The following is a 26,456-nucleotide window of genomic DNA, read 5'->3' as shown; positions in this document are numbered from 1 at the left end:
CACCAAATAGGCTACATCCTTCTTTTTCAGTAATTTAATAGAAAACATATTGTGTCATGGTTAGGTTTCAACTGGATATTAATAATTCAAAACATACTGTAGAAGTTGCCGAAGGCACTTCCCTACTCTGGGTGTTGCGCGAACATTTGGGCCTTACCGGCACCAAATACAGTTGTGGCATAGGGCAATGTGGGGCCTGTATGGTACATATTGACAATGAACCCATGCGGGCCTGTCTTCTTCAGGTAGACAATTATGCCGACGGACAAAAAATTAAGACCATAGAAGGATTGTCCAAAAACGGGGATCATCCAGTACAAAAAGCATGGATCGAGGCCCAAGCACCTCAATGCGGTTATTGTCAGACCGGGCAGATCATGCAGGCCGTAGCCCTCTTGGAAACAAATCCCAATCCCACAAGGGAGGAAATAAAGTCCCATATGAACGGTATCCTGTGCCGCTGCGGTACTTACCTTCGTATTATCAAGGCCATTGAATTAGCCTCCAAAACCCCAACATCCATCGAAAACTAAAGCCATGGTTCAAACGAAAACCGAAATTAGCAGAAGGAAGTTTCTAAAATCATCCTCGGGGGTGGCCCTCTTCATTGGCATATCGGGTATACTGCCGCAGTTGATATCTTGCAAAGACCCCAATAAAATAAAGGAACAACTCGCCCAACAACCACTTACGGCCTGGGTGAAATTGTCCGAAGACGGCCTAATTACCATTTATAATCCGGCCGCCGAAATGGGTCAGGGATCCATGACCTCCTTACCACTAATATTTGCCGAAGAGATGGATGCCGACTGGTCTATGGTGAAGGTGGAGTTTTCACCCCAGGAATCGGAAATCTACGGTTCCCCGGGATGGGCTCCCGGAAGCAAACTAATGTTTACGGTAGGAAGCCGGACAACAAACAGCTACTACAACGTTATGCGAAAAGCAGGCGCCCAGGCCCGCTATGTTTTAATGAGCAGTGCCGCTAAACATTTGGAAGTACCCATAGAGGAACTAACAACATCCAATAGCCATGTACTCCACGGAAGAACCAATCAAAAAATAAATTACGGAGCCCTAATCCCTTTTTTGGAAATGCCGGAATCTCTGCCCGACTTTAGCGAAGCAGAATTAAAAAACCCCAAAGATTTTAAGCTGATCGGGAAAGATATTCCCCGTACCGAGATCCCGGCCAAGGTAAATGGTAGTGCTATGTTTGCCATTGACATCCGCTTGCCGGAAATGGTTTACGGAGTCTTGGAAAGAGGTAACCTCCACGGTTCCAAACCCAAACTGACCAATGAAACCGAAATTCTGGCCATGGACGGAGTAGTAAGGATAATCCCTTTGGATTATGCCATTGGGGTCGTTGCCAAAACCCTAGAACAGGCGTTGAGCGCAAAAAAAAGCTTAAAAATAGATTGGAGCGAGTCCAAGGCAAGCGGACACAATTCACAGGAAATTTATTCCACTTATGAAAAAATAGCCTCCCAAAAAGAAAAGGGCAAGGTGATCTTTGAAATTGGGGACGTTGCCAAAGCCAAAAGAACGGCTGCCAAAACCTATGCGGTGGACTATAAAAACGACTATGTATACCATGCGCAAATGGAACCCCTGAATGCAGTGGTGCAGGTTGCGGAAGATGGTGGCAGTGCCGAAGTTTGGGTAGGTAGCCAGCAAGGTATGGACACCAAGTTGGGAGTACCCAAAATTCTCGGAATAGCCCCGGAAAATGTTAACGTACACCTGCAATATTTAGGAGGTGGATTTGGTAGAAGAAGCATGAACGATTTTGTGGAGGAATGTGCCTACCTGGCAAAAGAAATGACACCACTTCCCGTAAAACTAATATGGACCAGAGAGGACGATGTTACCTATGGCGCCTTTCGCCCCCTTTCCTTACAGCGACTTACGGCCAGCACAGATTATAAGGGGAACATCACGTCATTTTCGCACGCTGTGGTGGGAGACGGAGGAAATCTGGTGGCCAGTGCAGTGGCCAATGACCACTATGATATCCCCAACCAATTTGCGGAATGGAGGGAAGCCTCCAATGGCATTCGACTAAAACATTGGCGTGCCGTGGGTCATGGCCCCAACAAATTTGCCATTGAATGTATGCTGGATGAAATTGCACGGGACCAGGGCTTGGATCCTTTGGATCTTAGGAGAAAATTAATGGCCAAAGCCCCCAGGGCCTTGGCTACATTGGAAAAAGTCGCTGAACTATCCAATTGGAGCACACCTTCCGATAATGGACGTGCAAAGGGTATGGCCTTTGTGGAACATGGATCATTGGGGACTGGTGTGTGTGAAATCTCGGTAGACCGCAGTACAGGAATTATCAAAGTACACCATTTTTGGATTGCCTTGGATGCAGGGGTAGTGGTACAACCGGACAACGTTAAGGCCCAAATGGAAGGCGGTATTATTATGGGCATGAGCAGTGTCCTCAAAGAACAAATTACCATAGTGAATGGCCGGGTGCAACAGTCCAATTATCACGATTATAATTTACTTAGGATGCAGGACGTCCCTGATAGTATTGAAACTGTAATCCTTGAATCCGCAGAAGTTCCCGAAGGGGTAGGAGAAACGGCAACACCCATGGTGGCCTGTGCCATAGCCAATGCCTTTTTAAGATTAACTGGAAAACCACTTCGCCATTTGCCCTTTTCCCCAGAGCGAGTGTTGCAGGCCTTGAACAGTTAAACCGTTCCAATAATAACACCTTAAAACCCCGAAATATTACAAAGTGGGTTTATTTATTTTGATCCCTAAATCAGAAATGTCCTTCAATAATCTGAAGGCTTTTTGTATTTTGGGGGGATGAAATTTAAGTTTGGCCTGTCCCTCATTTTTGTCCTTATTTACAATTGTTGTCTAGCAGGTTTGTCCCCTGAAAATGGCATTGCAAATTCCAATTACCAATATTCCGCTACAGTTAAAAAACCAACAGACTCATTAGAACAACTCAAAAAACAAATTGGGGGTTTTGCTAAAAAGAAGGACTACCAAAACGCTATTGTCCTTTCCAAAAAATTGCTCTTAAAGGCCAAAGTATTATCGGATAGCAGCCACATCACCAATGCCTATTGGAGGCTGGGATATTATTATAAAATATTGGATCAATTGGATTCCGCCTATTTCTACTTCGACAAAGCCTATGCCCTTAATCTAAAATTAAAGGATAGCATAGGTTCAGGAGACCGACTATTGGACATGGCCAATATCCAAAAAAGCTTGGGCGATTACAATGCTGGAATGGTCACTGCTACAGAAGGATTACAATATTTGGAAGGCACAAATGAATTAGTATCTGTCATTGGTTTGTACCAAAACATTGCCATATGCCAGAAGGAATTGGGACATCCTAAAGAAGCCCTGCGTTGGAGCGATAAAATTTTTAGCTTATTAAAAAAACAGCCCGCAGCGGATATCAGCAACGAAAATCTATACAACATAAAAACCACTAGGGCGAACATCCTGGCTGAACTAAAAAATTACCCTACCAGTTTTAAAATTTTAGACAGTATAGCCGCAAACACCCAAGGTAGCAATCCGTGGCAATTTGCACGTGCCATTTGCAATAAGGGTTATTATATGTGGTTAGAAAATAAGGACAACGCGCAAAGCGAATCCCTGCAGTTGGAAGCATTGAGAATACGGCAAGAATTGAATACGGCTCCCGGACTAATATCCAGCACTATCCATTTGGCAGAATATTATTTTGAAACCAATAAGCCCTTGGCATTGGATTATGCCCAAAAAGCCCTGACCAACTCGAAAAAAACCAATAATCCTGTCGCTATTTTGGAAGCTCTTGATTTACTATTGCCCCTGAAAAAAACCTTGGGCCAGGATGTTTCCGAAGATGCCATATTTTATTCCCAAGTGCAGAATACCCTTGAAAAAACCAAGCAAGCCGTTCGGGCTATCTATGCCGCAACAAAATATGATAATGATACCCTGGAAAAAAAGAACCTTATGCTCTTGGCCCAGGTTGCCATTAAGGACAAACAGAAAATTTTGGCCATATCTGCCGCAATTATTTCATTGACCCTGATTGTCTTTGTAATCTTTTATAAGAATCAACAAAAAAAGAAGGAACAGCTGGAAATGGCTTATAAGACCGAGTTGCGCCTTTCCAAGAAATTACATGACGAACTCGGCAACGACATTTTTTACCTTATGACGCAGGTTCAAAAAGACCCTCAGGAAATAGTGGCTTCCGAAAAGGTCATAATTCTGGAAGGTCTTAACAGCATTTACCAAAGAATAAGGGATATTTCCAAAGAATATACTGCCATTGATACCGGTGAAAACTTTGGAAAGGAATTCTTCTCCCTTCTAAATTCCTATAGCTCCACCAAAACCAAATTGATCACCAAGGAATTACCTTCCAATTTCTGGGAAAATGTTTCAGAAGAGGCCAAAATTGAAGTATATAGGGTACTGCAAGAGTTATTGGTGAATATGAAGAAACATAGCCAGGCCACTTTGGTTGCCATTACCTGTACCAAGAACAATAAACAAGTTATTATTAAGTATGTGGACAATGGAGTGGGTTTTAATACAACGGAGAATTATCTAGGAAATGGACTTAAGAATGTGGAAAACCGCATAAAAGGTATAAAAGGAAATATTATTTTCGACTCCAAACCAAACGAAGGGGTTACGGCTACCATAACGTTTGCCATCTAAGATATATATGCAATTGAATAGGATATTTGTTTCGGAGGACATAGACAGCAATAATCTGGGAGTTATTACCATGCTTCAAGGATTGGGATATACCCAAATTGGACATTCACAATACTGTGATGAAGCCTTACTAAAATTAAAAAGGGCTTTGTTGGATGGGAATCCGTTCCAAATTTTGATAACCGACCTGTCTTTCGATAATCCCAGGGACAAAAAACACCTACAAAACGGCCAAGAACTCATAGCTGCCATAAAAGCTGTCCAACCCGAAATAAAGGTGGTTGTTTTTTCCGTGGAGGACAACCACAGTACCATAAAATCCTTATTCGAGGACCAAAAAATTGAGGGCTATGTCTGCAAGGGATTGAATGGCCTAAAAGAACTAAAAAATAGTATTGAAGCTGTATCCCAAAACAAAACATATACCTGTCCCATAGCCACAGCCGTTTTACAGCGTAAAAACGTCCTGGAATTGGATGGATATGAACAACAGCTGCTCTTGTACTTGGCCCAAGGTCACAAACAAAATGAAATAAGTGCCTTATTAAAGGAAAAAGGAATTTCCCCCAACAGTATACGATCGGTTGAAGCCAACATTAGTAAGTTAAAGGATTATTTTGATGCCTCCAACACCACGCAACTGGTATATATAGCTACGAGTATGGGGATTATTTAGAAATGTTCCCAATTTTATTTAACCAATTGCGCTGTCAAGCCTTTCAGGAGCAAATATCCTTGAATCCATCGATAGGAACTACCCTAAACAGAAAAGGTCTTCTTTAGGTTAAGTAAACCCAACAACATTAAAATTTGCATCTAAAAGTCTGTGTTCTTGCACAATAAAAGCTTTAGTACAAATTTTTGCCCCTTTATAATCCCAAGGTAATCCATAGCATCAATTAAAACCTGGCATTGGTAAATTGAGATCGGTGTTTTCCAAAATCAGAATCCAATCCTGACCTCTTCCAGAACTAGGTGGTTGGTAGGTTTGGATACCATCGGTGTCCGACGTACCCAAATGATAGGACACTCCATATCTTGGATCGTACCAAATAGCCTTTTTATTGGCTCCGGAGACCTTTCCCTTGTCTATTGTAAAGGCCATGCCACTTGGGGAATAGACCATGGCAAAAGAGGCATCGGTTGCCAATACCGCCCTAATGGGTTCTCCCTTCACCTCCATGCTATTTAGGATCAGTTCGGGCTTAGGTATCCACTTGGAAAAGGAACGTGCCTCCACTAAAGTTCTAAGATGTTTCATTTGATATGCCCCTGCAACGTCCATGGCATTATACCATGGAATGTTGGCCCCAATAACCGACTTCCGCTCGGGAGCGTACATCTGCCAAATATTATTGTTGCCATAGGTATGCCCGCAAGCCCCTGCAAAAACTGACCAATAGGCAGCCTGTCTTACGTCATAGTCATCAAAGCGATCCTTGGGATCTGTACCCTTAAAATAAAACCCTACCGGAATGTTTTCATATCTCGGCTCCCCGTCCAGGGTTGGTTTTTTAGGCTCAAGAGCATAATCATGCGCTGCATATAATCCGTTGTCATGGCCATGTTGCCCGTGTGAGGACTGATACATATTAAAATCCAACCATTCGGCATCATGAAAATAATCGGACGACATGCCCGGACCTCTTGGATGGAAGGTGATCAGTTGTTGATTATTGCATCCCTGCCTCAGTCCCTTTGCCATGGCCTCCACAATCTCACGATCTTTGGGTGTACGGATATTGCGATCCCCGCCCAAAATCCATATTACCCCACTATCCTTATATCGCTTCCCTAAAAAAAGTCCATACTGCATGGCAGTTTCAGGGGTGAAAATAATGTCTTTTTCGCTTAGGGAACTCCAATAATTGCCCCATGTGGGGAGCATTCCCATGACAAGGCCCAAGGAATTCGCCTTCATTACTATGGCATCTACATGTTTAAAATAAGCCTCATTGGGCCTTTTTGGATCTTTATTAAGTAAGGGCAGATCTCCATTGGCATTGGGGACACTTAGACCCTCCAATTCCGATAAAATAACCGCCTGTATTACTGTAAAACCCTTATCGACCCGATTTTTAAGATAATGATCCGCCTCCTTCATATCCAGTCTATGAAATAACTCCCAAGCCGTATCTCCGAGATAGAAAAAAGGCGTGCCATCTGCCTTTTCAATATACCTTCCATTTTCGCTTATTCCCAAGGACTGTCCAAAAATCGATTGAAAATACAAAAACACCAAAACCAGTTTAAAATAAAAAAGTAGTTTTCCCATAACAATACCTAGTAGAATTTAGTAATTACCTCCTAATATCTGAAAAATAATTAAGTATCTGGAAATTAAACATTTATTATACAATAAGTGTATAACCTAAAAATATAAGACCCCAATTATTAGAAAATTTCTGTTCATTCTTTTCAATAGGATTGTCCCAGCCACTAAAAGGCAACACTTTTTAAGAGCCTATTTTTAAGTCATTGGTTTAATTAATTCAATCACCCTAAGGCAAGGGGCATGGGAGTTTTAGTTTTTCCTGCCGCCATTAAGACCAACCCTTCCCAACTAGTTTATTAGCAATTGTTGTCATTACCCAAATAGGTGGGCAGTAGTATTTATGCAGTACTCTTAGGCTAATTTTTAGGTTTAAAAAACGCATTGGCCGGAATAGTTTCCCGTTCCAGATTTGGACCGCTCCATTCCAGTTTCAGTGATGATTTTCCCCTCCTAGGGCTTTTAAAGTAAATCCTATAAGGATGAAGTCCGGCTTTTAGTTTAATGCTTCCGCTTTTGGGCGAGTTTTGAAAATACTCATAATCGGCATCAACTACTGCTGCATCATGGATCCTAAGAAATGCCGCTGAATTGGCCGATAGGTAAAAAGTATAGTCACCGTCCAATGGAACACGGATGAAACCCTCAAAGAACATGGCCCCAGAATCATTACCGCTATTTACAGTACCATTCAACTGGTCAACAACACCTTCTTCATACTGGGCAAGGGTTGCCACTTCCGGTACCCATGGAAATTCGCCCTTAAAGGATTTCCATGAAATGCCGTTTTTGGTTTCCACCTCGTCCACGGCAGGGACAAGAACATCATCATAGGGCCTTAATGCCGTAGTATTTGGAATTCGAGATCCTAGGACCTTATCCTTCATCTTTTGTTGTAATGTGGCCAGTTTTGGATCATCCGCCAAATTGTGGGTTTGTTGTGGATCCTGTAAAACATCATAAATTTCAAAATGATCGTTATGCGATTTGATATCGTAACGCAAGCCAACATAATTTCCAAATCGCACCAACTGCATTTGGTTACGGGCGCGTCCTTGATGTTCCGGTATAAAATCGTCATAGTCCGGTGTCTTTCCTGCTTGAAAATACTCTATATAAATATTGCTTTCTGGCTGTGTTCCTTTTCCCAGTAAGGAAGGCAATAGTGAGACCCCATCCGAAATGGCAGGCGCAGGAAGTCCGGCCATTTGTGCAAAAGTGGCCATCCAATCATAGGATATACTAGGTGTTTCAATCTTATTTGCTGCCGGAATATGCCCAGGCCACAGGGCCAATGTTGGCATACGCACTCCTCCCTCCAAACAATCGCGCTTTATACCATCAAAGGGACCAAAACTTTTAAAAAAAGTAGGGTCTATAGGTTGATTGGCCAAATAGGATTCCTTGGAAGGACCATTGTCCGAAGTAAATACCACCATGGTATTGTCATCAATTTTCAAATCCTTGAGCAACTGAAGGATATCACCCACGGCATCATCTATACGCCTGGTATCTGTAGCATATCGCTTATACACCTCTGGCCAAGACAATTGGGCGGTTGCTGGATCCCCATCATGGTCATAGGTTGCATTGGCATAATCCGGATGCATCCATGAATCCACTTCTCCCGAAGCGGTGTTGATCATTTTTCCCGGCTCCCCCAACCATTGAAGGCCGCCATTTAAACCACCACCCGCCGGATATGCCTGGGTAGGGAGTTCAAGAACGGCATGGGGGGTATCATAGGCCAAATACATAAAAAAGGGTTTTTCACCTTCCTCTCCCTTTTTAAAATCTACGATCCATTTCTTGGCAGCTGCCGTAAATAAATCGGTCGTATAGCACTTATCAAGGTCTTCGGCTATATTTACCCTGTTTTCGTACACTTCCTTCCTGCCCCTATAAATACCTTCTTTAGGATAGTGTTCATGGCCATCACCATGGCGTATATAGCCCAAATAATAATCGAAACCACGATTAAGGGGATGTGCCGTCCAATTGGGTGCCTTACCGCCTTTGCCCTGTAAGCCCCATTTCCCAATGGCAGCAGTGGTATAGCCCGCGGTCTGCAATACGGACCCTAGAGTATGGTTGTTGTCCAAGGCCTTGTCGAACTGATTGTCCCTTATATTGGCGTGACCCTGACTCCGCCCTAACAAAAGTGAAGCTCTGGAAGGGGCACAAACCGGGGCTGCGGAATAATGCTGTGTCATCAACGCACCCTCTTCCGCCATTCTATCCAAATTGGGGGTATACTCACGTGGATGGGCTGCTCCCTTTTCCTGGGCCCTCATATTCTGAAACAGTACCCCCAAATCCCCATAACCCAAATCATCTGTAAGTATAAAAATAATATTGGGCTTTTTATGTTCCCTATTACCCTCCTCTTTTTCATTACCCTGGGCCATTAATGTAGTTGTGCCCACAATCATCATTAGGGCGAACATAATTTTTGTAATCGTTGTTTTATAAAGCATAAAGCGATTTTTTCTTAAATGATTGAAAATGATTCGGGCAAATTAGCATTAATCTGCTTTATTAAAAACAAATGTGGTCAGCGATTTACCCATAATCTGAAATTTACCTTTACCAAACTGAACGTTGGGCATTTTACTAAGATTGTAAGATTCACTGGTAACATACCTCTCCATTTTGGTATTGGGCGGTAAGGCCACATTCAATTTTATATCAGTAACGGCATCACTTTGATTTACTACAACCAGCACCAAACTATCATCGGTATTTTTATAAGCGGATAGCAGCACCCCGTCCTTTAGGTTTTTCTCTGTATTATAGGCATCATAGATAACTGACACCCTTTTGGCCCCCGGCCTGATAAACCTGGAATAATTACCTAAGGCCCATAACAATTTGGAGCCATAAAAATCACCGTCATTAGTCTCCTTGTCAATATAGATTAGTCCGTCCTTAAAATCGTAAGGGCTCATGGCCAACCACCAATGCCATGCACTGGCATTGGCAATAGTAAGATCGGCATGGATAAGACGGGCTACATAGAGTGCCGTAGGCATTCCAAAATCCCTACCTTTTCCCTTAATCTCCTCATTATTCTCCAAAATACAATATTCACTCATCCAATATTCCAAGGAAGGGTATTCCACTAATTTTTCGGTTATTCGTTCCCTTTCCTTTTTAAGTTTTGAAATATCCCAGGTAGTAAAATAACTATGTGCCGCGATCTTCGGCGCCAAGGATTTTAGATTGCCCAAATAATTCGGATTTTCAGGAGCAAAGAACGATGCTATCTGATTGCTCCTGTTAGGATGTTTTTCTTTCTCTCCGGTTAAATAATCTATTTGACCGGCTTCGGTAATTTCAATTTTGGAATCTATTTTATATTGATTAAAAACTGAATCGATTACCCTAGTGGCATTGGCCAATTCGTCGTTGTTCCAAGGAGAACCTTCTTGTCCGCCTTTCCACTCCCATTGAGGTTCATTGAACGGACTTATATAATCGAAATCGATGGCTAGACTATCCTTAAAGTGTCTTAATACCCTCGCAAGAAAGTTGGCATAATCCACATACTTTTCCTGGGATAAATTGGCCGCCAAGCCATCGTCTGAATGTGCCTTGTTGTTTCTGGTCAATTGTATTGGCGGACTATTGACAAACGCTATGAATTGATTTACCCCATTTGCCTTTGCTGCCTGCAGAAACCAACGTTGTCCTGCTTGTTTTTGCCAATCATAATTCCCATTATCCAGTAAAAAGCCTTCGGCCCTTCTCCATGGATCCTTAATACCACTTTCTTCACCTTGGGCCGTACTTCCCGCCCCTATATTAAAACGCCAAGCCGAAAGGCCGATTCCTCTTGGTGATCCATCCGTATTGCTGTCCAAACTAAACAACCACTCGGCCATTTGTTGCTTTTTTTCATTGGGCCATACGCCCGTAAACTGGGCAGCCCAAGCATCGGAGGCTGCAAAATTGTGAATGGTCTGGAAATGGGTATTCTTATTTATTTGGACCTCTATTGTAGGATTTTGTTGTGCCCCCGCCCAATTAAAGGCGCACCAAATGAAGTATAATTTTATCAAATTTTTCATCGCCGCCATTTACGGATTCTATAGTAGGGGTGAAATTGTATTTAATCTTTATCAACACTTAGAATGTCAGTCATCATTGATGAAACAAATTAATAAAAAGAACCCTATACGTAATGATAGGGCTCTTTAAAAACTAAACTAATCTAACTACTAACAATTTTTTTATTCTACACTCAGATAGGTGCCCTGATCAAAAGTGAATACTTCGGAAGGTGTCCTTGCCTCCTTAAAAAGCAATTTCATTTCCTCTACAATTTCCGGGTATTCCTTGGCTATATTATTCTCTTCCCCTATATCGGTATCAAGATCATAGAGTTCCATCTGATCCTCGGTTGATGCAAAAACATTATATTTCACCGCTTTCCATTTGCCTTTTCTAATGGCTTGTCTGCCACCTTTCTCATGAAACTCCCAATACAAATATTCGTGTTTTTTTTGCTCTTTTTCCTCTCCCAATAGCGTAGGTAAAAAGGAAACACCGTCTAAGGAAGAGGGCACTTCCATATCGGCAATACTTGCAAATGTTGGAAATACGTCCCAGAATGCAGAAACATGATCTGTTCTAGTATTTGGTTTAACATGTCCAGGCCATTTAACAATTAACGGAACCCTGATTCCTCCTTCATAAAGATCCCGCTTGGTACCTTTAAACGGACCATTACTATTAAAATAATCCGGGTCGGCACCACCTTCGGTATGTGGGCCGTTGTCCGAAGTAAACATAACAATGGTATTGTCCGCTATGCCCAACTTTTCCAATTTGGCCATTATCTCACCAACTTGCTTATCCAAAATATGTATCATGGACACAAAGGCGGCATGGGTTTCCTTCTGTGATTCATAGGGTCCATTTCTATATTCAGGCCCATCATCCACACCCTTATAGGCCTTTTCAGGAGGGAATTTTCCTCTGTATTTTTGCATTATTTCCTCTGGTGCTGCTAGTTCTGCATGGGGGATAATTGATGCAACATAGAGAAAAAATGGATTGTCCTTATTGAATTCAATAAAATCCAACGTTTTCTCATGGATAAGCTGGGGAGCATAAATCCCCTTTTTCTTCCCTGAATTTTCCTCCAACACTAAGGAATCGTTATTGGCCCACAAATGGCGAGGGTAGTAATTATGTCCCAAACGCTGGCAATTGTACCCGAAAAAAGTATCGAAACCTTGGTTTAAAGGATCGCCTTCCGAACCTGGGTAACCAAGTCCCCATTTACCAAAAGCACCAGTAGTATAGCCTGCTTTTTTCAGGGCTTCTGCCAATGTATAGGTATTATCAGGAATAGGGTATTGTCCCTCGGGTTGTATTTCCTTGTTACCACGCACAAACGTATGGCCGGTGTGCATACCTGTCAACAAGGCCGATCTAGATGGGGCACATACCGTACTACCCGAATAATGTTCGGTGAACAGCATTCCCTGGCTAGCCAACTTATCTATGTTGGGTGTAGTAAACTTCTGCTGCCCATAGGCACTTAAATCCCCATAGCCCAAATCATCTGCCAATATGTAAATAATATTGGGTTTTGCAGTATTTTCCTGAGCGTTGTCAGTTTTGGCGGCTGCTGTTTGCTGCCCCTTGTTCTTGCATGAGGACAAGCCAATAATCAATAATAAAAATATAACTAAATAAGAAGACTGTCTCATCATTGAAATGGTATCATAAATGCCATGGGACAGCTTAAATCCGCCCCATGGCAATAACTTAATTTTGGTACTATCTATACCCATTATTGGTAGGGTCCGACTCCAATAAATTTGGATTCAATTCCAACTGATTCTGTGGAATAGGTAATAAAACATGGTAAGGCTGTATGTTGGCAGCAGGATTGTTCCAAGCTCTATGTTGAACCGTCTTTACCCTGTCCAACAGAATACCCCAACGAATAAGATCCATTCGGCGATGTCCTTCTGCACTAAGCTCAAATTTTCGTTCCTCGTACATGGCTTCCCTAAATTGAACCTGGGACATACCACTCCAAGGCTGATCCGGTTCAAAAGCGCGTTCCCTTACCTTATTAACATAGGCATAGGCATTGCCCGGGCCATTGGCTTCGTTTTCAGCCTCAGCTGCCATAAGATATACGTCAGCTAAACGGAATACGATATAGTTTTCAGGATGATTGCCTCGTAATGAATTTTCCTGGTCCAAATTCCAATTTTTACGGAAGTATGGGAAAGATAATTTCCATCCTAAATATTCTGTAACGATGGTAGCATCATAACGTAAATCCCCATCCTGCCAATTTTCCCTTAAGGCAAATTCTGGCAAAGGAACGGACCAACCATAACCGGTCATATCTTCATTTCGTTCGCGCAAAAGACCTTGAAATATGTTAACCTTGGAACCGGAAACCCCGTTTACCACGGTATCCTTATTACGGTTTGCAGGTTCGTCCCTTATACGTGGGTTGTAATCATCTGTTCTTGTAGTAGATAATTCACCTACTAAATCTGACTCAAAATCGATTACAAAAATATATTCATCATTGTATTGGTTGCTTGGATCTGATTGATCGAATACATCGGCATAATCATCCAAGAGCCTATGCGGACTTTGATCAATTACCTTATCACATTCAATCTTCGCCAATCCCCATTCTTTATCAAAAAGATGATACTTAGCCTTAAGGGTTGCTGCGGCCCATTTGGTAGCCCTACCCAAATTACTGCCGGAATAGGAAGTTGGCAACAAATCAAAGGCCTTTGCCAAATCTGTTTTCATAGCACTTCTTATTTCCGCTTTTGGCGTTCTCCCTAGTATGGACCTTTCTGGTACCGGCAATTGCTCGGTATAAAAAGGAACGTCGCCCCAAAGATTGGTCAAATGATAATAGGCCAATGCCCTTAAAAACAAAAGCTCTCCCACTCTTTGATCTCTGGCTTCTTGCGATAAACTTTCATTACCTTCAATATTGGAGATAAACTCGGTAGTATTGTTTACCACACGATATAGGTAAATCCAGGTACCATTGCCATCTGCCGTACCTTCTTGAATAAGATAATTGTGTATCTCATTATTCACGTTTCTACTGGCCGCCTGTATGTCGGCACCACTTGTGTAATAATTGTCCAATCCACGTTGCGCGTAAAGGTTGTTATTATGAAATAACCTGTAGACACCGTTTACCGCAAGTTCTGCTTCCTTATCATTGGTGAAAAAAGATTCTGGTGTAATTTCGTCCCTTAAATCCTCTTCCAAAAACTTGTCACATGAGCTCAAAACCAATAAGCCCATAAGTAGCATTAATAATTTGCTCGTTATTTTAGTTTTCATATCTGTATTTTTTAAAATTCTAGTTTTACACCTAGGGTTATTGTCTTAGCATATGGATATTGACCTGAAGCAAAACCTTGGGAAACAGAACCAAGTCCGCTACCCGCAGTAAAGGCATTTACTTCTGGATCCCCCAATGTAAAGTCTGACCAAAGGAAAAGATTCGTTCCTGTAACATATACATTCATTGCGCTGAATACATTTCCGAGCCCTTTTGCCTCCATAGGAATATTATAATTTAAGGTCATCGTTTTCAATCTCAAATAAGAACCATCCTCTATGTTCAAATCACTATTAACATTAAATAGACTGTTGGATGGACCTGCCCTTGGAATGTCGGAAGTCTCATTTACACCTGCTATCCAACGTTGCAAAACAATAGGGTCCACATTTTGTTCTCCCCTACCATAGTAGGCCGTCTGTGTTCTAACATTCCAAATTTCGGCACCATAGCTACCATGGAAAAACACATCCAAGGAAAGGTTTTTGTAGGTAAAGGTGTTTCTAAATCCTCCGTAAAAATCCGGTATTGGACTACCAAGTACCTGAAAGTCTTCGTCATTAATATTGGTATCACCATTTACATCTTCATATCTTGGACCTCCGATAAATGATCTACCTTGCCTTCCATCGGCAATAATCTCATCAGCAGTTTTATAGGTACCTAGGTATTTAGCCCCTACAAATGTCGGCAATGCTTCCCCAACAATCAACCTAGCAGAGTTACCTCCTTGATTTCCTGTAGATTGCAATGAAATATATTCCTGATCATCCAACTCCAATATCTCACTCTTGTTAGAAGATATACTTAGATTGGACTCCCAAGTAAAATTATCGTTCTGTACATTAATCGTATTAAGACCAAATTCGAAGCCCCTGTTCTCTACAGATCCCAAATTCTGCAATTGGGTAGTTGAATTGGCTCCTACCTGACCAGATAGAGCTACGGATAATAGTAGGTCATCTGTTGTCTTTTTATAATAATCGGCTTCCAAAGAAATCCTATTGTTCAAAAATCCAAGTTCCAAACCTATGTCCATTTGCTTGGTTGTCTCCCAGGTTAAACCACTACTGGGAACTTGTCCAACAAGTACTCCATTTACCTGAGAACCATTAAAGACAGTCGTTGTATTGGCATAAGTGGCTATGGAATTGTAAGCCGCAACGCCTTGTTCCCCCACAATACCATAACTACCTCTTATCTTAAACCTGTTGATTAGGTTGGAATCCATCATAAACTCTTCCTCATCAACGTTCCAAGCTGCACCCACAGAAGGGAAAAAGGCATATTTATTACCTGTCTCAAATACTGAGGACCCATCATAACGTCCTACAAGGGTAAGCAAGTATTTGCTTTTGTAACCATAATTGACACGACCCAAGAAAGAAGTCAGGGTTCGTTGTCCATATCCTGAACCAACCAGTGCTGTTTCTGAATCACCTAATGCCAAGTTATTAAACGAAACTACGTCATTGGGAAAATTATCGGCTTCGGCAAACGTACTTTCGTTATTATCTTTCTGCCAGGTAAAACCTCCCAATACTTTTAAGGAATGGTTCCCCAAATCCACGTCATAATTTAAGGTATTCTCATTCAATAAACTCTTGGAAAAATTGGTATTGATCCTACCAAAACCACCATTAACACGTTCAGGCAAGATACCTGGCAAATAATTGTTCTGTTTTACATAGTTTAACTGTGCACCAAAAGTAGATTTAAAAGAAAGGTTTTTTGCCAATTCATACTCTGCATAGGCGTTAGTTATGATTTGGGTAACCAAGTCATGATCCACTCTATGTTGTATATCTGCTTCCGGGTTTCTCTCCAGACCTGCACTTATAGGATTCTCAAAGGAAAAACTACCGTCTTCAAGATAAACTGGTCGTATAGGCAATACGCTGGAAACAATATTGCCATAATCTACTTTATTGTTCTCAATTTTGTAATGCGTTAAGTTTGTCCTGATACCGGTCTTAAGCCTATCGGAAACCTTTACATCCACATTGGTTCTAAAGTTTACCCTTTCCAAGCCAGAACCTCTTAACAATCCCTTTTGATTGTAGTAGTTTCCAGATATAAAATAATTGGCATTTTCAGAATTCCCCGTAATGGATAGATCGGTATTGGAGATAGAACCTGGTTGCTCCACCAAATCCAACCAATCGGTTGTAGTAGTATTCTCAGGATCCAACACCAATGGTAAGGTTGTATCCGTAAACCCAAAACCATCGGGTCCAGGTACAAATTGATACGATTCATTTTTATAATCGATAAAATCCCGTCCGCCCAAAATATTGATACGGTTGGCCGTCTCCTGAATACTTTGGTAATGATTGATTGCAATTACAGGCTTTCCTGGTGCCATGCCCTTACCATTTTTGGTGGTAATCAAAATAACACCCGAAGCTCCCCTAGTTCCATAGATAGATAATGCGGTAGCATCCTTTAATATCTCAACAGATTCAATATCGTTGACATTAATAGTATTAAGGTTAAATCCGGTACCTGCAATAAACCCATCCACAACGTAAAGCGGATCATTGTTTCCATTAATGGAACTGTTTCCTCTAATACGAATGGTAGCACCTGTACCCGGTGTTCCATTGTTGGAAGTAACTTCCACCCCGGTGGCCCTACCCTGTAATGCCTGGTCTACCCTAGCCACTGGCTGGTTTTCCAGAACATCGGATTTAATAGAAGCTACGGAAGACACCAAATCCTTTTTGGTGGAGGTACCATAACCTATAACCACCACCTCATCCAAAAGGGAAACGTCTTCCTGAAGGACTACATCAATAGTAGTAGACTTTCCCACCTGAACACTTTGAGCAATAAAGCCCAAATACCTAAATTCCAAAACAGAGCCTTCAGATGCGGCAATGGAATAATTTCCATCAAAATCCGCAACAGCACCTGTAGTAGTCCCCTTGACCAAAACATTCACCCCTGGAAGAGGCTGACCTGTTTCATCAACGACCGTTCCGCTTATAATTTGCTGAGCTTGAAGCGATACAATACTGAAAAACAGTAGTAACAATAAAATACTTTTTAATTTCATATTGGTATATGTTGGTTAATAATTAATACGACTATCCCACAATAATCGACATGGTGTAAATATAAAATGGGACATGGGGCTATACATCCCAATTTGGTGTAATAATGTTGCATTTCCTTGATTCAAAGGCCTGAATAGCCTATTTTGCAACATATTTACCCTGAATATTTGACATTAATCCTCCTTATTTCGCAATAAGTCGAGCTATTTTTAACATTTATTAACATTATGATGGCATTATCCACACCTATTCGTTAAAAGGCCCGGCCAATACCAGATAACAGCTCCAAACCATGAAGTACATAACATTATATCTGTTTGCATTGTTAATTCACCTTGGCTGCATGGCTCAAGGGAACAACACCATTCTTCAAAAACTGAATATAGATGGAGTACCCTTTAACAAAAAGACCAATATTGTTTTTGAGGATCACTTGGGTTTTCTATGGTTGGGAACGGATAGTGGCCTATATAGATATGATGGGCATTCCCTTAAAGAAAATCAATACGATGTATTTGATGAGAATTCCATCCCCAACAACAGTATAAACTCTATTGTAGAGGATGATCTTGGAAATTTATGGATAGGAAGCGAAAGCTACTTAATTTTCTATGACAGGCAATCCAACAGGTTTAAAGGCTTTTACAAAAACAATACCTCAAAAGTTTTAGGGAAATCTTTGGATGGCACTATTTGGGCCAATTTACGCAACACTGGAATCGTAAAAATAATCCCCAATGAAAAAGTCGATAACATCCAATTTCAAACCGAATTTAATTATAAACAAGACAATAGCATTTGGGCCAACGACAAACAAGTCAATCATTTTGCAGAGGACAAGTTTGGCCGAATTTGGCTTGCCACCCCTAACGGCATAATTGTTTTAGGAAAGGAAAATAAATTAATCCAGTCTGGATTTCTAAAAAATACCGCAACCATAATCCACACAAAAAACAACAGGTTTATTGCCACCACCGATGAGGGTGTATTTGTTCTGGGTTATGCAAAGGCCAATAATAAATTGGAGGTCTTAAAAACCTATAACCATTTTCCCGATACCAGCCCTGTAGCGCCTACATATACCGCCTTGGCCCAAGAAGAGGAAACCGCAACCCTGTGGATCGGAACACCATCCAGCTTAATAAAGGGAACCCTGAAAAACAATAAATATTCTTTTGAGAACGTAAATAATTCCAATAGTCAGAACGAATCTTCCCAAAGCAGAATCAATTCCTTAACACTAGACAGATACAACAACCTTTGGATCGCCTCCAACAAAGGAGTATATAAATACATTGGAAGGACTTCCATTTTCGAATACACAGGTGTAGACGAAAATTTGACAAATTTCTTCCCTCAATCTTTTTTAAAGGAAAATAATCGAGAGATCCTCTTGACTATAAATCAAAAAGGGCTTTACAGATTCAACAAGAAATTAAATACCAATGAACCTCTACTTTATACCACAGAAAATTACACCGTAGTAAAAAAAGATTATGAAAACAAGGAGCTGTTAATTGGATTTGGAAGAGCACTTTTAAAATCCAATAACTACACCATAAAAAACCAAACATTAGGGGTAGATACCCTGCAACATTTTTCAAAAGGCATAAAAGACATTATACCTTTAAACCAAAATGAAATATGGGTCGGCCTATGGGGTGGTGGAATAGACATTGTACATACAGGGCCCAATCTTTCCAAATTTAAACAAAAGACTATTTCCCTATTAATGGGAAAGAATGTTTCGGTAATGCATTTGGACAAAAAGCAGAACCTATGGGTCGGCACTAGGGGCGATGGCCTATTTATGGTAGACCTGATTAATGAAGAATTAAAAACATTTAACCCCAACCTTAAAGATAAAGATGGCCTTTCTTCCAATGCCATTCTATGCTTGTTGGAAACGGAACCCGGGAACATCTGGATCGGGACAAGGGGTGGCGGCATAAATTTTTACAACAGTGAAACCAAAACTGTACAATCCTACGGTAAAAAACAGGGATTATTATCTACCACCGTATCCAGTATTGAAACTGACAACTCTGGAAATTTATGGCTTAGTACACAGGCCGGAATTTCAAGATTTGATATTACAGAAAAAAAATTCGTGAATTTTGGAATGGAGGATGGCCTGGCTGAAAGTCATTTTATCTTCAACTCTTATTTAAAAGACCAAGATGGGACCATATACTTTGGCTGTCCCGGCGGATTTTACAGTGTTGATACCAAAAATTACAAAAAATCAGATCTTATCCCCAATACCGTTATCACCAAATTTGACATCTTGGGCAATGAATCCACTGAATCCCCATCCGAGAATTTTTCATTGCCGATACAGGGCATTGGTTCTTCTGAAAAACTGGAACTCCCCTATAACAGTAATAACATCGCCATTGAGTTTTCTTCACTGGATTTTACAGCACCGAATAAAAATGAATATACTTATAAGTTGGAAGGCATCAATGATTTTTGGCATCACACCAAGGCTTCCAATAGAAATGCCAATTACAATGACCTGCCCCCTGGGAAATATACCTTTAAGGTAAAAAGCTCCAACAGTGACGGTGTTTGGAATACCACCCCCACCGAACTCAGCTTTGTGATTGCACCTCCCTATTGGCGAAGTAATCTAGCGTACTTCATTTACATTGTGCTTTTGGCCGTATTCATATACATTGCCTTTCTATTGGTGCAAAGATGGTATACTTTAAAGAAAAATTTAGTCGCTGAGACCATAAGCCGAGAAAAAGATAATGAGATAAACCGAATGAAAATGGTTTTTTTCACGGATATCTCCCATGAATTACGCACACCTTTGTCCTTAATTCTCGGAACTATTGAAAAAGTGGTAAAAGAAAAGAAATTTACCTTAAGTCCGTTGACTTCCCAACGCATCTACAACAATACCTTAAGAATGCACAGGCTGATCAATCAAATCATGGATATTAGAAAATTTGACGAGGGCAAACTAAAATTGCGGATATCCAAAAATGATATCGTAAGGGACATAAGAACCATAAAAAATGCCTTCAACGATTTTGCAAGAATTTATGAAATAAAATACCACTTTAACTGTAACAAGGAAGAAATAAGGGGATGGTACGATGTAGACATTATGGAAAAAATACTGTTTAATCTACTTTCCAATGCATTTAAACACACCCTAAAAAAAGGGGAAATAAGTGTGACCCTGGAAGTTGCAAATATGAACGACAACGATTTTATTAGGCTACACAGAAAAAAGGGCGAGTATATAAAATGTTCCGTTCGGGATAACGGAATTGGTATACCCAAAAAAGACCTACCACATATTTTTGATAGATATTACCAAGCTACCAAGACTTATAGCAATCAGATTCCCGGTACGGGAATAGGCATGGAATTGGTTCAAAAACTTGTGGAAAGACATCACGGCAACATCATAGTTGAAAGTGAGGAAGGTGTATTTACAGAATTTACCTTTTTTCTACCAATCCATAAAAATGCCTTCGATAAAAAGGAAAGAATAGATACGGGCAAACCCTTAACTCGAAATTTTATCCATAATTCCGAATTTCAGGTTATTGAGGAGGTATCTTCAGAATTCGATGCTCAAACAGACTCAAATCATAAAGACAAACCCAAGGTACTGTTGATTGAGGACAATAATGACTTGAGGTTTATGGTAAAAGAGGAATTAAAGGATGATTTCCATGTAGTTGAGGCCTCCAATGGTCAAGAAGGTTACGAAACCATTCTTAAAGAAAAACCGCAATTGATTATATGCGATATACTCATGCCCATCGAAGATGGTGTATCTATGCTTAAAAGGGTGAAAGACAATAATGATATAAACACCATTCCCATTTTTATGCTAACTGCCAAAAACTCGGAAGAGACAAAAATAAAGTGTTTGAGCTTGGGGGCTGAGGACTATATTGAAAAACCATTCAGCTTAGAATTTGTAAAATGGAAAGTAAAAAACGCACTTATAACCCGACAAGAACTCAAAGAAAAGTACAGTAAAATAATTACTGCAGAACCTCAAGAGATTGAAGTGGACTCCCAGGATGAAATGTTTATTAAAAAGCTAGTTCAAATTATAGAAGACTCCATGGATGATAATTTACTGAGTGTGGAGTTTCTAGCTTCGGAAGTGGGGATGAGTAGGGCCAATCTTTATAGAAAGGTGCAAGCCATTATGGACGAAACTCCTGTAAACTTAATTAAACAAATACGTTTAAAAAGAGCCGCCCAACTCCTAAAGAAAAACCAAATGTACATTTCAGAAGTGGCCTATATGACGGGGTTCAGCAATCAAAAATACTTTAGCAAATGTTTCAGTAAGGAGTACGGCAAAAGTCCAACAGAATTTGCAAGGCAATTTTCGAAGGATAAAGCAATAATCAAAAAGGACCTAGTGCCTTAGTGCAATGCCCTGTTTAAAACATTTTACCATAATTTAGACCCTATCCAATACCAAATAACCATAGAAACATGAATCACCTAAGACCATTCCTCACCACTGTTGTTTTAACGATAATGTGTTGCCTACAGTCCTGCAAAACCCCCAAAGAAAGCTTGCCAAATAAGGCACTTCCCAATATTGTCCTTATAAATGTAGATGATTTGGGCTGGAAAGATTTAGGATTTATGGGAAGTGAGTATTATGAAACCCCAAATTTGGACACATTGGCAAAGGAGGGTATGATTTTTTACAATGCATACGCCGGAGCTGCAAATTGTGCTCCCAGTCGGGCCTGTCTACTATCCGGACTTAATACTCCACGACATGGTGTTTATACGGTAAGCCCATCGGACAGAGGAAATTCCAAGACACGAAAACTTATTCCTATCCAAAATACGGACCACTTAAATGATACCATATATACTCTCCCGCAAATGCTAAAATCGGCCGGATATATTACCGGAAGTTTCGGAAAATGGCATGTAGGCAATGACCCAAGGAAACAGGGGATAGATGTTAATGTTGGTGGAAGCTCCAAGGGCCATCCCGGAAAAGGGGGGTACTTTTCTCCTTATAAAATAGACCATATTACCAATGGCCCGGAGGGTGAATATTTAACAGACCGCATTACCAATGAGGCCATCTCATTTGTTGAAACATATAGGGACACCACCTTTTTTCTTTACCTTCCCTTCTATACGGTACATACCCCAATAATGGGAAAAGAGGAGCTCATTGATAAATTTAAGACCAAAAAGGGTTCCAATGGTCAGGATAGACCGGACTATGCCGCTATGGTGGCCTCCATGGATGAAAATGTGGGCAAACTTCTAACCTCGTTAAAAGCAAACGGACTGGAAAAAAACACCCTGGTAATCTTTACTTCGGACAATGGAGGAATTAGGTCCATATCCGAACAAAACCCCTTACGTGCCGGAAAGGGTTCTTACTATGAAGGGGGAATCCGTGTGCCCTTACTCATAAAATGGCCTGGAAAAATAAAACCTAATTCCAGCTCTAACACCCGTGTTAGCAATTTGGACTTTTACCCTACCCTACAAAATATCGCAAGTCCCGATAAAAAAGCTCTGCTACTGGACGGTATTAATTTAGGACCCATATTCGAGGGCAGTTCCCAGGCAGAGAGAGACCTTTTCTTTCACTTCCCCATATACCTTCAGGAATACCAAGGCTTACAGGATGGTAGCCGTGACCCATTGTTCCGTACCCGCCCTGGATCCGTAATTATTTCCGGCGACTGGAAACTGCATGAATATTTTGAAGACGGCGCATTGGAACTTTACAATTTAATATCTGACCCTAGTGAGGAAAATAATGTTGCAGAACAAAATCCAGAAAAAACCCAGGAACTCCTTAAAAAACTGATGGATTGGCGCAAAGCAACCAATGCCTTGGTTCCAAGCCAAAAGAACAAGGAATACGACGCAGCTTTTGAACAAAAAATGATTCAAGAAAAAAGTGTGAGATAGAGATTTTTGCTAATCTTATGGAACGCAATCCCGACTTAGTGAGATTATTCAATAAATTATTGGTAGGCCAAAAATTTGGTCTCTAAATGCAATCAATGCCATTATGAAGGAGGATTTCCAGAGGTTTGGCAAAAAAATCGTAAATCAGATAATTCCTGCTTTCTAATATTGCCCGACCATTTGCATTAGAAAAGCATTTCATTATCTTAGAAGCTTAACTCGTTGCTATGCCCACCTACCACCTCAACATCAATGGTTCCAAAAGCAAGATCGATACCGAGGCCGACATACCTTTGCTATATATTCTAAGGGATTACCTAGAACTTAATGGCCCAAAATTTGGCTGTGGACTTTCCCAATGCGGAAGCTGTGCCGTTTTGTTAAATGGTAAACCTACAAACAGCTGTATGCTTCCGGTATCCACCATTGGGGATGCCGAAATAACCACCTTGGAAGGACTTGAATCTTCTGAAGGCCAGCTACACACCGTGCAGCAGGCATTTGTAAACGAACAGGCTGCGCAATGTGGTTATTGTCTCAACGGTATGCTAATGTCCGCGGTTGGCCTTTTAAATACCAACTCAAACCCTGATGAAAAGGAAATCAGAAATGCCCTGCAAGGCAACCTCTGTCGCTGTGGTACCCATACCAGGATCATCCGAGCCATTAAGACAGCGGCTAAAAACCTGTAATCCCAACCTGCCATGACCGTTAAACCACTTAGAACCAGAAGAAAATTTCTCAAAGACTTGGGTTATATCAGCGTTGGTTTCACATTGTTGGGGGCCTGCACAGGTGTGGAAGACCCCATAATGGCCGCCCGAGTGGATTATGACGGAAAGCTTCCAGGAAGTATGGGGCGTGCCAATACGGTCAACGCCTGGTTGGAGATTTTGGATGATGGAAGTATTAGGATTTTATCAGGAAAAGTAGAACTGGGCCAAGGTATCCGCACCGCCATCCAACAAGTTGCCGCGGAAGAGCTGGATATGGATCTGGAGAAGGTGCAGGTACAGCTGGCAGAGACCGGACGCACCCCTAATGAAGGCTATACCGGTGCCAGTGCCTCCATTCAGAACAGTGCCATGTCCGTACGTTATGCAGCAGCTACCGCTAGGCAAGAATTATTGGGGTTGGCGAGTAAAAAACTGAATGCCCCCATTACCGAACTACTACTATACAATGGCATTGTAAAGTCGAAACCGGACAACAAATCCCTCACTTTTGCTGAAATCCTCGAAGGTGTACAAATAGAAAAGCAAGTAAGCCTTCCTGTACCCATTAAAGATAAGAAGGAACACCGCTATGTAGGAAAAGCTATCCCTAGAACGGATATTAGAGACATGGTACGTGGACAGGCCATTTACATTCAAGATCTACGCTTCCCGGGAATGGTGCATGCCAGGGTGGTGCGACCTCCAGGATATACCTCACAACTGATTTCCATAGATGATACCACCTTAAGAAGCGAGGTTCGGGGTGTTCTTAAAACGGTAGTAAAAGGCAGTATAGTGGCCGTAATTACCGAAAGGGAATATCAGGCAATTAAAGCGGAAAAATACCTTAGGAATCATACTGAATGGACAACTCCCATAGCCTTTCCTGAATATAACAACCTCTATGCACATATTAAGGAGGATGCCACCGGATCAGAAACCGTGAAAAGTGTAGGAGATGTAACGGCAGCTTCCAAAGAAACGGACACCCTTAAGGCAAGATATACCAAACCCTACATAAAACATGCTTCCATGGGCCCCGCCTGTGGAATAGCTATGTTTGATGGGGAAATATTACATATCTGGTCACATAGTCAAGGGATATATCCCATGAGGGAAGCCTTGTCGACCATGCTTTCCCTGGACTCCGAAAAAATTCATATTACTGCAGTTCCAGGAGCCGGTTGTTTTGGACATAGCACTGCAGATGACGCTGCTGCCGATGCCGCCCTTCTGGCATTGGAATACCCCAATACCCATGTGCGGGTACAATGGTCCAGGCAGGATGAACACAGCTGGGACCCCTATGGTCCGGCCATGATCGTGGAATTGGAAGCAGGTTTGGATGAAAACAACAATATAAACTTCTGGAAAGCTGAAGTGTGGACAGACTCCCATAGTACCCGCCCCAACAAAAATGCTGGAACCGTATTAACGGCCAGGTATTTGGAACCCCCTCATCAGATGAAATCGAGAGGGTATTTAGGAGGAGGACTTAGAAATGCAGATCCATATTACAGTATTCCGAACATGACCGTGAATGCGCATTACTACGACGGACCGTTGCGGACCTCATCTTTGCGCAGCCTTGGGTCCTTTACGAATATCTTTGCCGTGGAGTCCCTTATGGATACCTTGGCCGAAAAAGCCGGACAAGACCCTTTGGAATTCCGTCTAAAACATTTGGAGGACGAAAGGGCCATTGCGGTCCTCCAAAAAGTAAAAGCCCTGACCATTTCCCAGCAATCAGCTGATGGTGAAGGCATTGGATATGCCTTTATGAGGTATAAAAATACCGATGCCTATATTGCCGTGGCTGCCAAGGTTGCTATTGATAAAAATAACGGCAAGGTCAACCTTCTTAAAATGTGGGCTGTAGTAGACGTGGGGGAAGTGATCAATAGTGACGGACTTACCAATCAAATTGAAGGCGGGATGATCCAAGCGGCCAGCTGGACCCTAAAGGAACAAGTAACTTTCAACACAAAAGAAATTACAAGTTCTGACTGGCAAAAATACCCCATATTAGGCTTTTCGGAAATCCCGGAAGTGGAGGTAGCCATCATCAACCGGCCAAGCGAAGATGCCAAAGGTGCTGGGGAAGTCCCATTGCCACCTACTGCCGCAGCAATAGCCAATGCTATTTATAAGGCCAGCGGAAAACGGGTATTTGATCTACCGATTACCCCAGATAAGATTTTGAGGGCATAGGCCAATCCTGTTCTCCAATAAAACCATACAAATTATCATAGAAAAGGTCATTTCCACCGGGAGGGAGAAATCACACAACTAGCGCAACCAAAACAAAAATTAAGTGCATAAATTCTCTATCCTCTGGATAAGCAAATACGTAAAGCCTGTTTACCGACCAAGGTTGGCACGTACTACAAATTTAAACTCCATGGCAGACCCTC

General features: G+C 41.5%; 14 protein-coding genes. 8 read left to right on the top strand and 6 right to left on the bottom strand.

The genetic code is table 11. The annotated features are described in order from the left end of the window. The first annotated feature begins 56 nt into the window (after positions 1 to 56). From BUA60_RS05640 to BUA60_RS05625, 4 genes are all read left to right on the top strand, one after another. Positions 57 to 533, top strand: coding sequence for a (2Fe-2S)-binding protein (locus BUA60_RS05640; protein ID WP_072860696.1), 477 nt, complete (start codon positions 57 to 59; stop codon positions 531 to 533). Positions 534 to 537: 4 nt separating this feature from the next. Further along, positions 538 to 2,712, top strand: coding sequence for a xanthine dehydrogenase family protein molybdopterin-binding subunit (locus tag BUA60_RS05635; RefSeq protein WP_072860695.1), 2,175 nt, complete (start codon positions 538 to 540; stop codon positions 2,710 to 2,712). 117 nt (positions 2,713 to 2,829) lie between these two features. Then, the gene (locus BUA60_RS05630; protein WP_072860694.1) at positions 2,830 to 4,704 is read left to right on the top strand and encodes a tetratricopeptide repeat-containing sensor histidine kinase; all 1,875 of its coding nucleotides are present in this window, start codon (positions 2,830 to 2,832) and stop codon (positions 4,702 to 4,704) included. Positions 4,705 to 4,717: 13 nt separating this feature from the next. Beyond that, positions 4,718 to 5,380 carry a DNA-binding response regulator gene (locus BUA60_RS05625; protein ID WP_178346965.1) on the top strand — a complete coding sequence of 221 codons (663 nt, stop codon included), beginning with the start codon at positions 4,718 to 4,720 and terminating at the stop codon, positions 5,378 to 5,380. Between the two features lie 219 nt (positions 5,381 to 5,599). Here BUA60_RS05625 and BUA60_RS05620 read toward each other — a convergent pair whose 3' ends face one another. The 6 genes from BUA60_RS05620 to BUA60_RS05595 form a co-directional block, all read right to left on the bottom strand. Continuing rightward, complete coding sequence (locus tag BUA60_RS05620) at positions 5,600 to 6,979, bottom strand: glycoside hydrolase family 140 protein (protein ID WP_084532486.1); 1,380 nt, start codon at positions 6,977 to 6,979, stop codon at positions 5,600 to 5,602. 356 nt (positions 6,980 to 7,335) lie between these two features. Further along, positions 7,336 to 9,453, bottom strand: coding sequence for a sulfatase-like hydrolase/transferase (locus tag BUA60_RS05615; protein WP_218587887.1), 2,118 nt, complete (start codon positions 9,451 to 9,453; stop codon positions 7,336 to 7,338). A 48-nt stretch (positions 9,454 to 9,501) separates the two neighbouring features. After that, entirely contained in the window at positions 9,502 to 11,046 is a 1,545-nt protein-coding gene (locus tag BUA60_RS05610; protein WP_178346964.1) for a glycoside hydrolase, read from the bottom strand. A 162-nt stretch (positions 11,047 to 11,208) separates the two neighbouring features. After that, positions 11,209 to 12,780, bottom strand: a complete 1,572-nt coding sequence (locus BUA60_RS05605) for an arylsulfatase (RefSeq protein ID WP_218587886.1) — start codon at positions 12,778 to 12,780, stop codon at positions 11,209 to 11,211. After that, on the bottom strand, positions 12,767 to 14,326 hold the full coding sequence (locus BUA60_RS05600; RefSeq protein WP_072860691.1) for a RagB/SusD family nutrient uptake outer membrane protein: 1,560 nt from the start codon (positions 14,324 to 14,326) through the stop codon (positions 12,767 to 12,769). Before BUA60_RS05600 ends, BUA60_RS05605 begins: the two co-directional genes overlap by 14 nt. Positions 14,327 to 14,337: 11 nt before the next feature. Further along, entirely contained in the window at positions 14,338 to 17,385 is a 3,048-nt protein-coding gene (locus BUA60_RS05595; RefSeq protein ID WP_072860690.1) for a SusC/RagA family TonB-linked outer membrane protein, read from the bottom strand. A gap of 293 nt (positions 17,386 to 17,678) precedes the next feature. Here BUA60_RS05595 and BUA60_RS05590 point away from each other — a divergent pair, with 293 nt between their 5' ends. The 4 genes from BUA60_RS05590 to BUA60_RS05575 all read left to right on the top strand — a co-directional run bounded on the left by BUA60_RS05590 (position 17,679) and on the right by BUA60_RS05575 (position 26,253). Next, positions 17,679 to 21,797 (top strand): two-component regulator propeller domain-containing protein, encoded by a 4,119-nt coding sequence (locus tag BUA60_RS05590; RefSeq protein ID WP_084532485.1) that lies wholly within the window; start codon positions 17,679 to 17,681, stop codon positions 21,795 to 21,797. 68 nt (positions 21,798 to 21,865) lie between these two features. Continuing rightward, complete coding sequence (locus tag BUA60_RS05585; protein WP_218587885.1) at positions 21,866 to 23,326, top strand: sulfatase; 1,461 nt, start codon at positions 21,866 to 21,868, stop codon at positions 23,324 to 23,326. A 227-nt stretch (positions 23,327 to 23,553) separates the two neighbouring features. Further along, on the top strand, positions 23,554 to 24,018 hold the full coding sequence (locus BUA60_RS05580) for a (2Fe-2S)-binding protein (protein ID WP_072860687.1): 465 nt from the start codon (positions 23,554 to 23,556) through the stop codon (positions 24,016 to 24,018). Between the two features lie 12 nt (positions 24,019 to 24,030). Then, positions 24,031 to 26,253, top strand: coding sequence for a xanthine dehydrogenase family protein molybdopterin-binding subunit (locus BUA60_RS05575; RefSeq protein ID WP_072860686.1), 2,223 nt, complete (start codon positions 24,031 to 24,033; stop codon positions 26,251 to 26,253). The last annotated feature ends 203 nt before the right edge of the window (positions 26,254 to 26,456 follow it).

The sequence above is a fragment of the Arenibacter palladensis genome (genome assembly GCF_900129275.1).
Lineage (GTDB): Bacteria > Bacteroidota > Bacteroidia > Flavobacteriales > Flavobacteriaceae > Arenibacter > Arenibacter palladensis.
The sequence above is the reverse complement of the archived record's forward strand: the minus strand, read 5'-3'. Positions and strand labels throughout refer to the sequence as shown.

What these genes read in the sequence shown, in the direction of transcription:
- BUA60_RS05640 (WP_072860696.1), top strand. Translation starts at nt 57, where the DNA reads ATGGTTAGGTTTCAACTGGATATTAATAATTCAAAACATACTGTAGAA.
- BUA60_RS05635 (WP_072860695.1), top strand. Translation starts at nt 538, where the DNA reads ATGGTTCAAACGAAAACCGAAATTAGCAGAAGGAAGTTTCTAAAATCA.
- BUA60_RS05630 (WP_072860694.1), top strand. Translation starts at nt 2,830, where the DNA reads ATGAAATTTAAGTTTGGCCTGTCCCTCATTTTTGTCCTTATTTACAAT.
- BUA60_RS05620 (WP_084532486.1), bottom strand. Translation starts at nt 6,979, where the DNA reads ATGGGAAAACTACTTTTTTATTTTAAACTGGTTTTGGTGTTTTTGTAT.
- BUA60_RS05615 (WP_218587887.1), bottom strand. Translation starts at nt 9,453, where the DNA reads ATGCTTTATAAAACAACGATTACAAAAATTATGTTCGCCCTAATGATG.
- BUA60_RS05610 (WP_178346964.1), bottom strand. Translation starts at nt 11,046, where the DNA reads ATGAAAAATTTGATAAAATTATACTTCATTTGGTGCGCCTTTAATTGG.
- BUA60_RS05605 (WP_218587886.1), bottom strand. Translation starts at nt 12,780, where the DNA reads ATGGGTATAGATAGTACCAAAATTAAGTTATTGCCATGGGGCGGATTT.
- BUA60_RS05600 (WP_072860691.1), bottom strand. Translation starts at nt 14,326, where the DNA reads ATGAAAACTAAAATAACGAGCAAATTATTAATGCTACTTATGGGCTTA.
- BUA60_RS05595 (WP_072860690.1), bottom strand. Translation starts at nt 17,385, where the DNA reads ATGAAATTAAAAAGTATTTTATTGTTACTACTGTTTTTCAGTATTGTA.
- BUA60_RS05590 (WP_084532485.1), top strand. Translation starts at nt 17,679, where the DNA reads ATGAAGTACATAACATTATATCTGTTTGCATTGTTAATTCACCTTGGC.
- BUA60_RS05585 (WP_218587885.1), top strand. Translation starts at nt 21,866, where the DNA reads ATGAATCACCTAAGACCATTCCTCACCACTGTTGTTTTAACGATAATG.
- BUA60_RS05580 (WP_072860687.1), top strand. Translation starts at nt 23,554, where the DNA reads ATGCCCACCTACCACCTCAACATCAATGGTTCCAAAAGCAAGATCGAT.
- BUA60_RS05575 (WP_072860686.1), top strand. Translation starts at nt 24,031, where the DNA reads ATGACCGTTAAACCACTTAGAACCAGAAGAAAATTTCTCAAAGACTTG.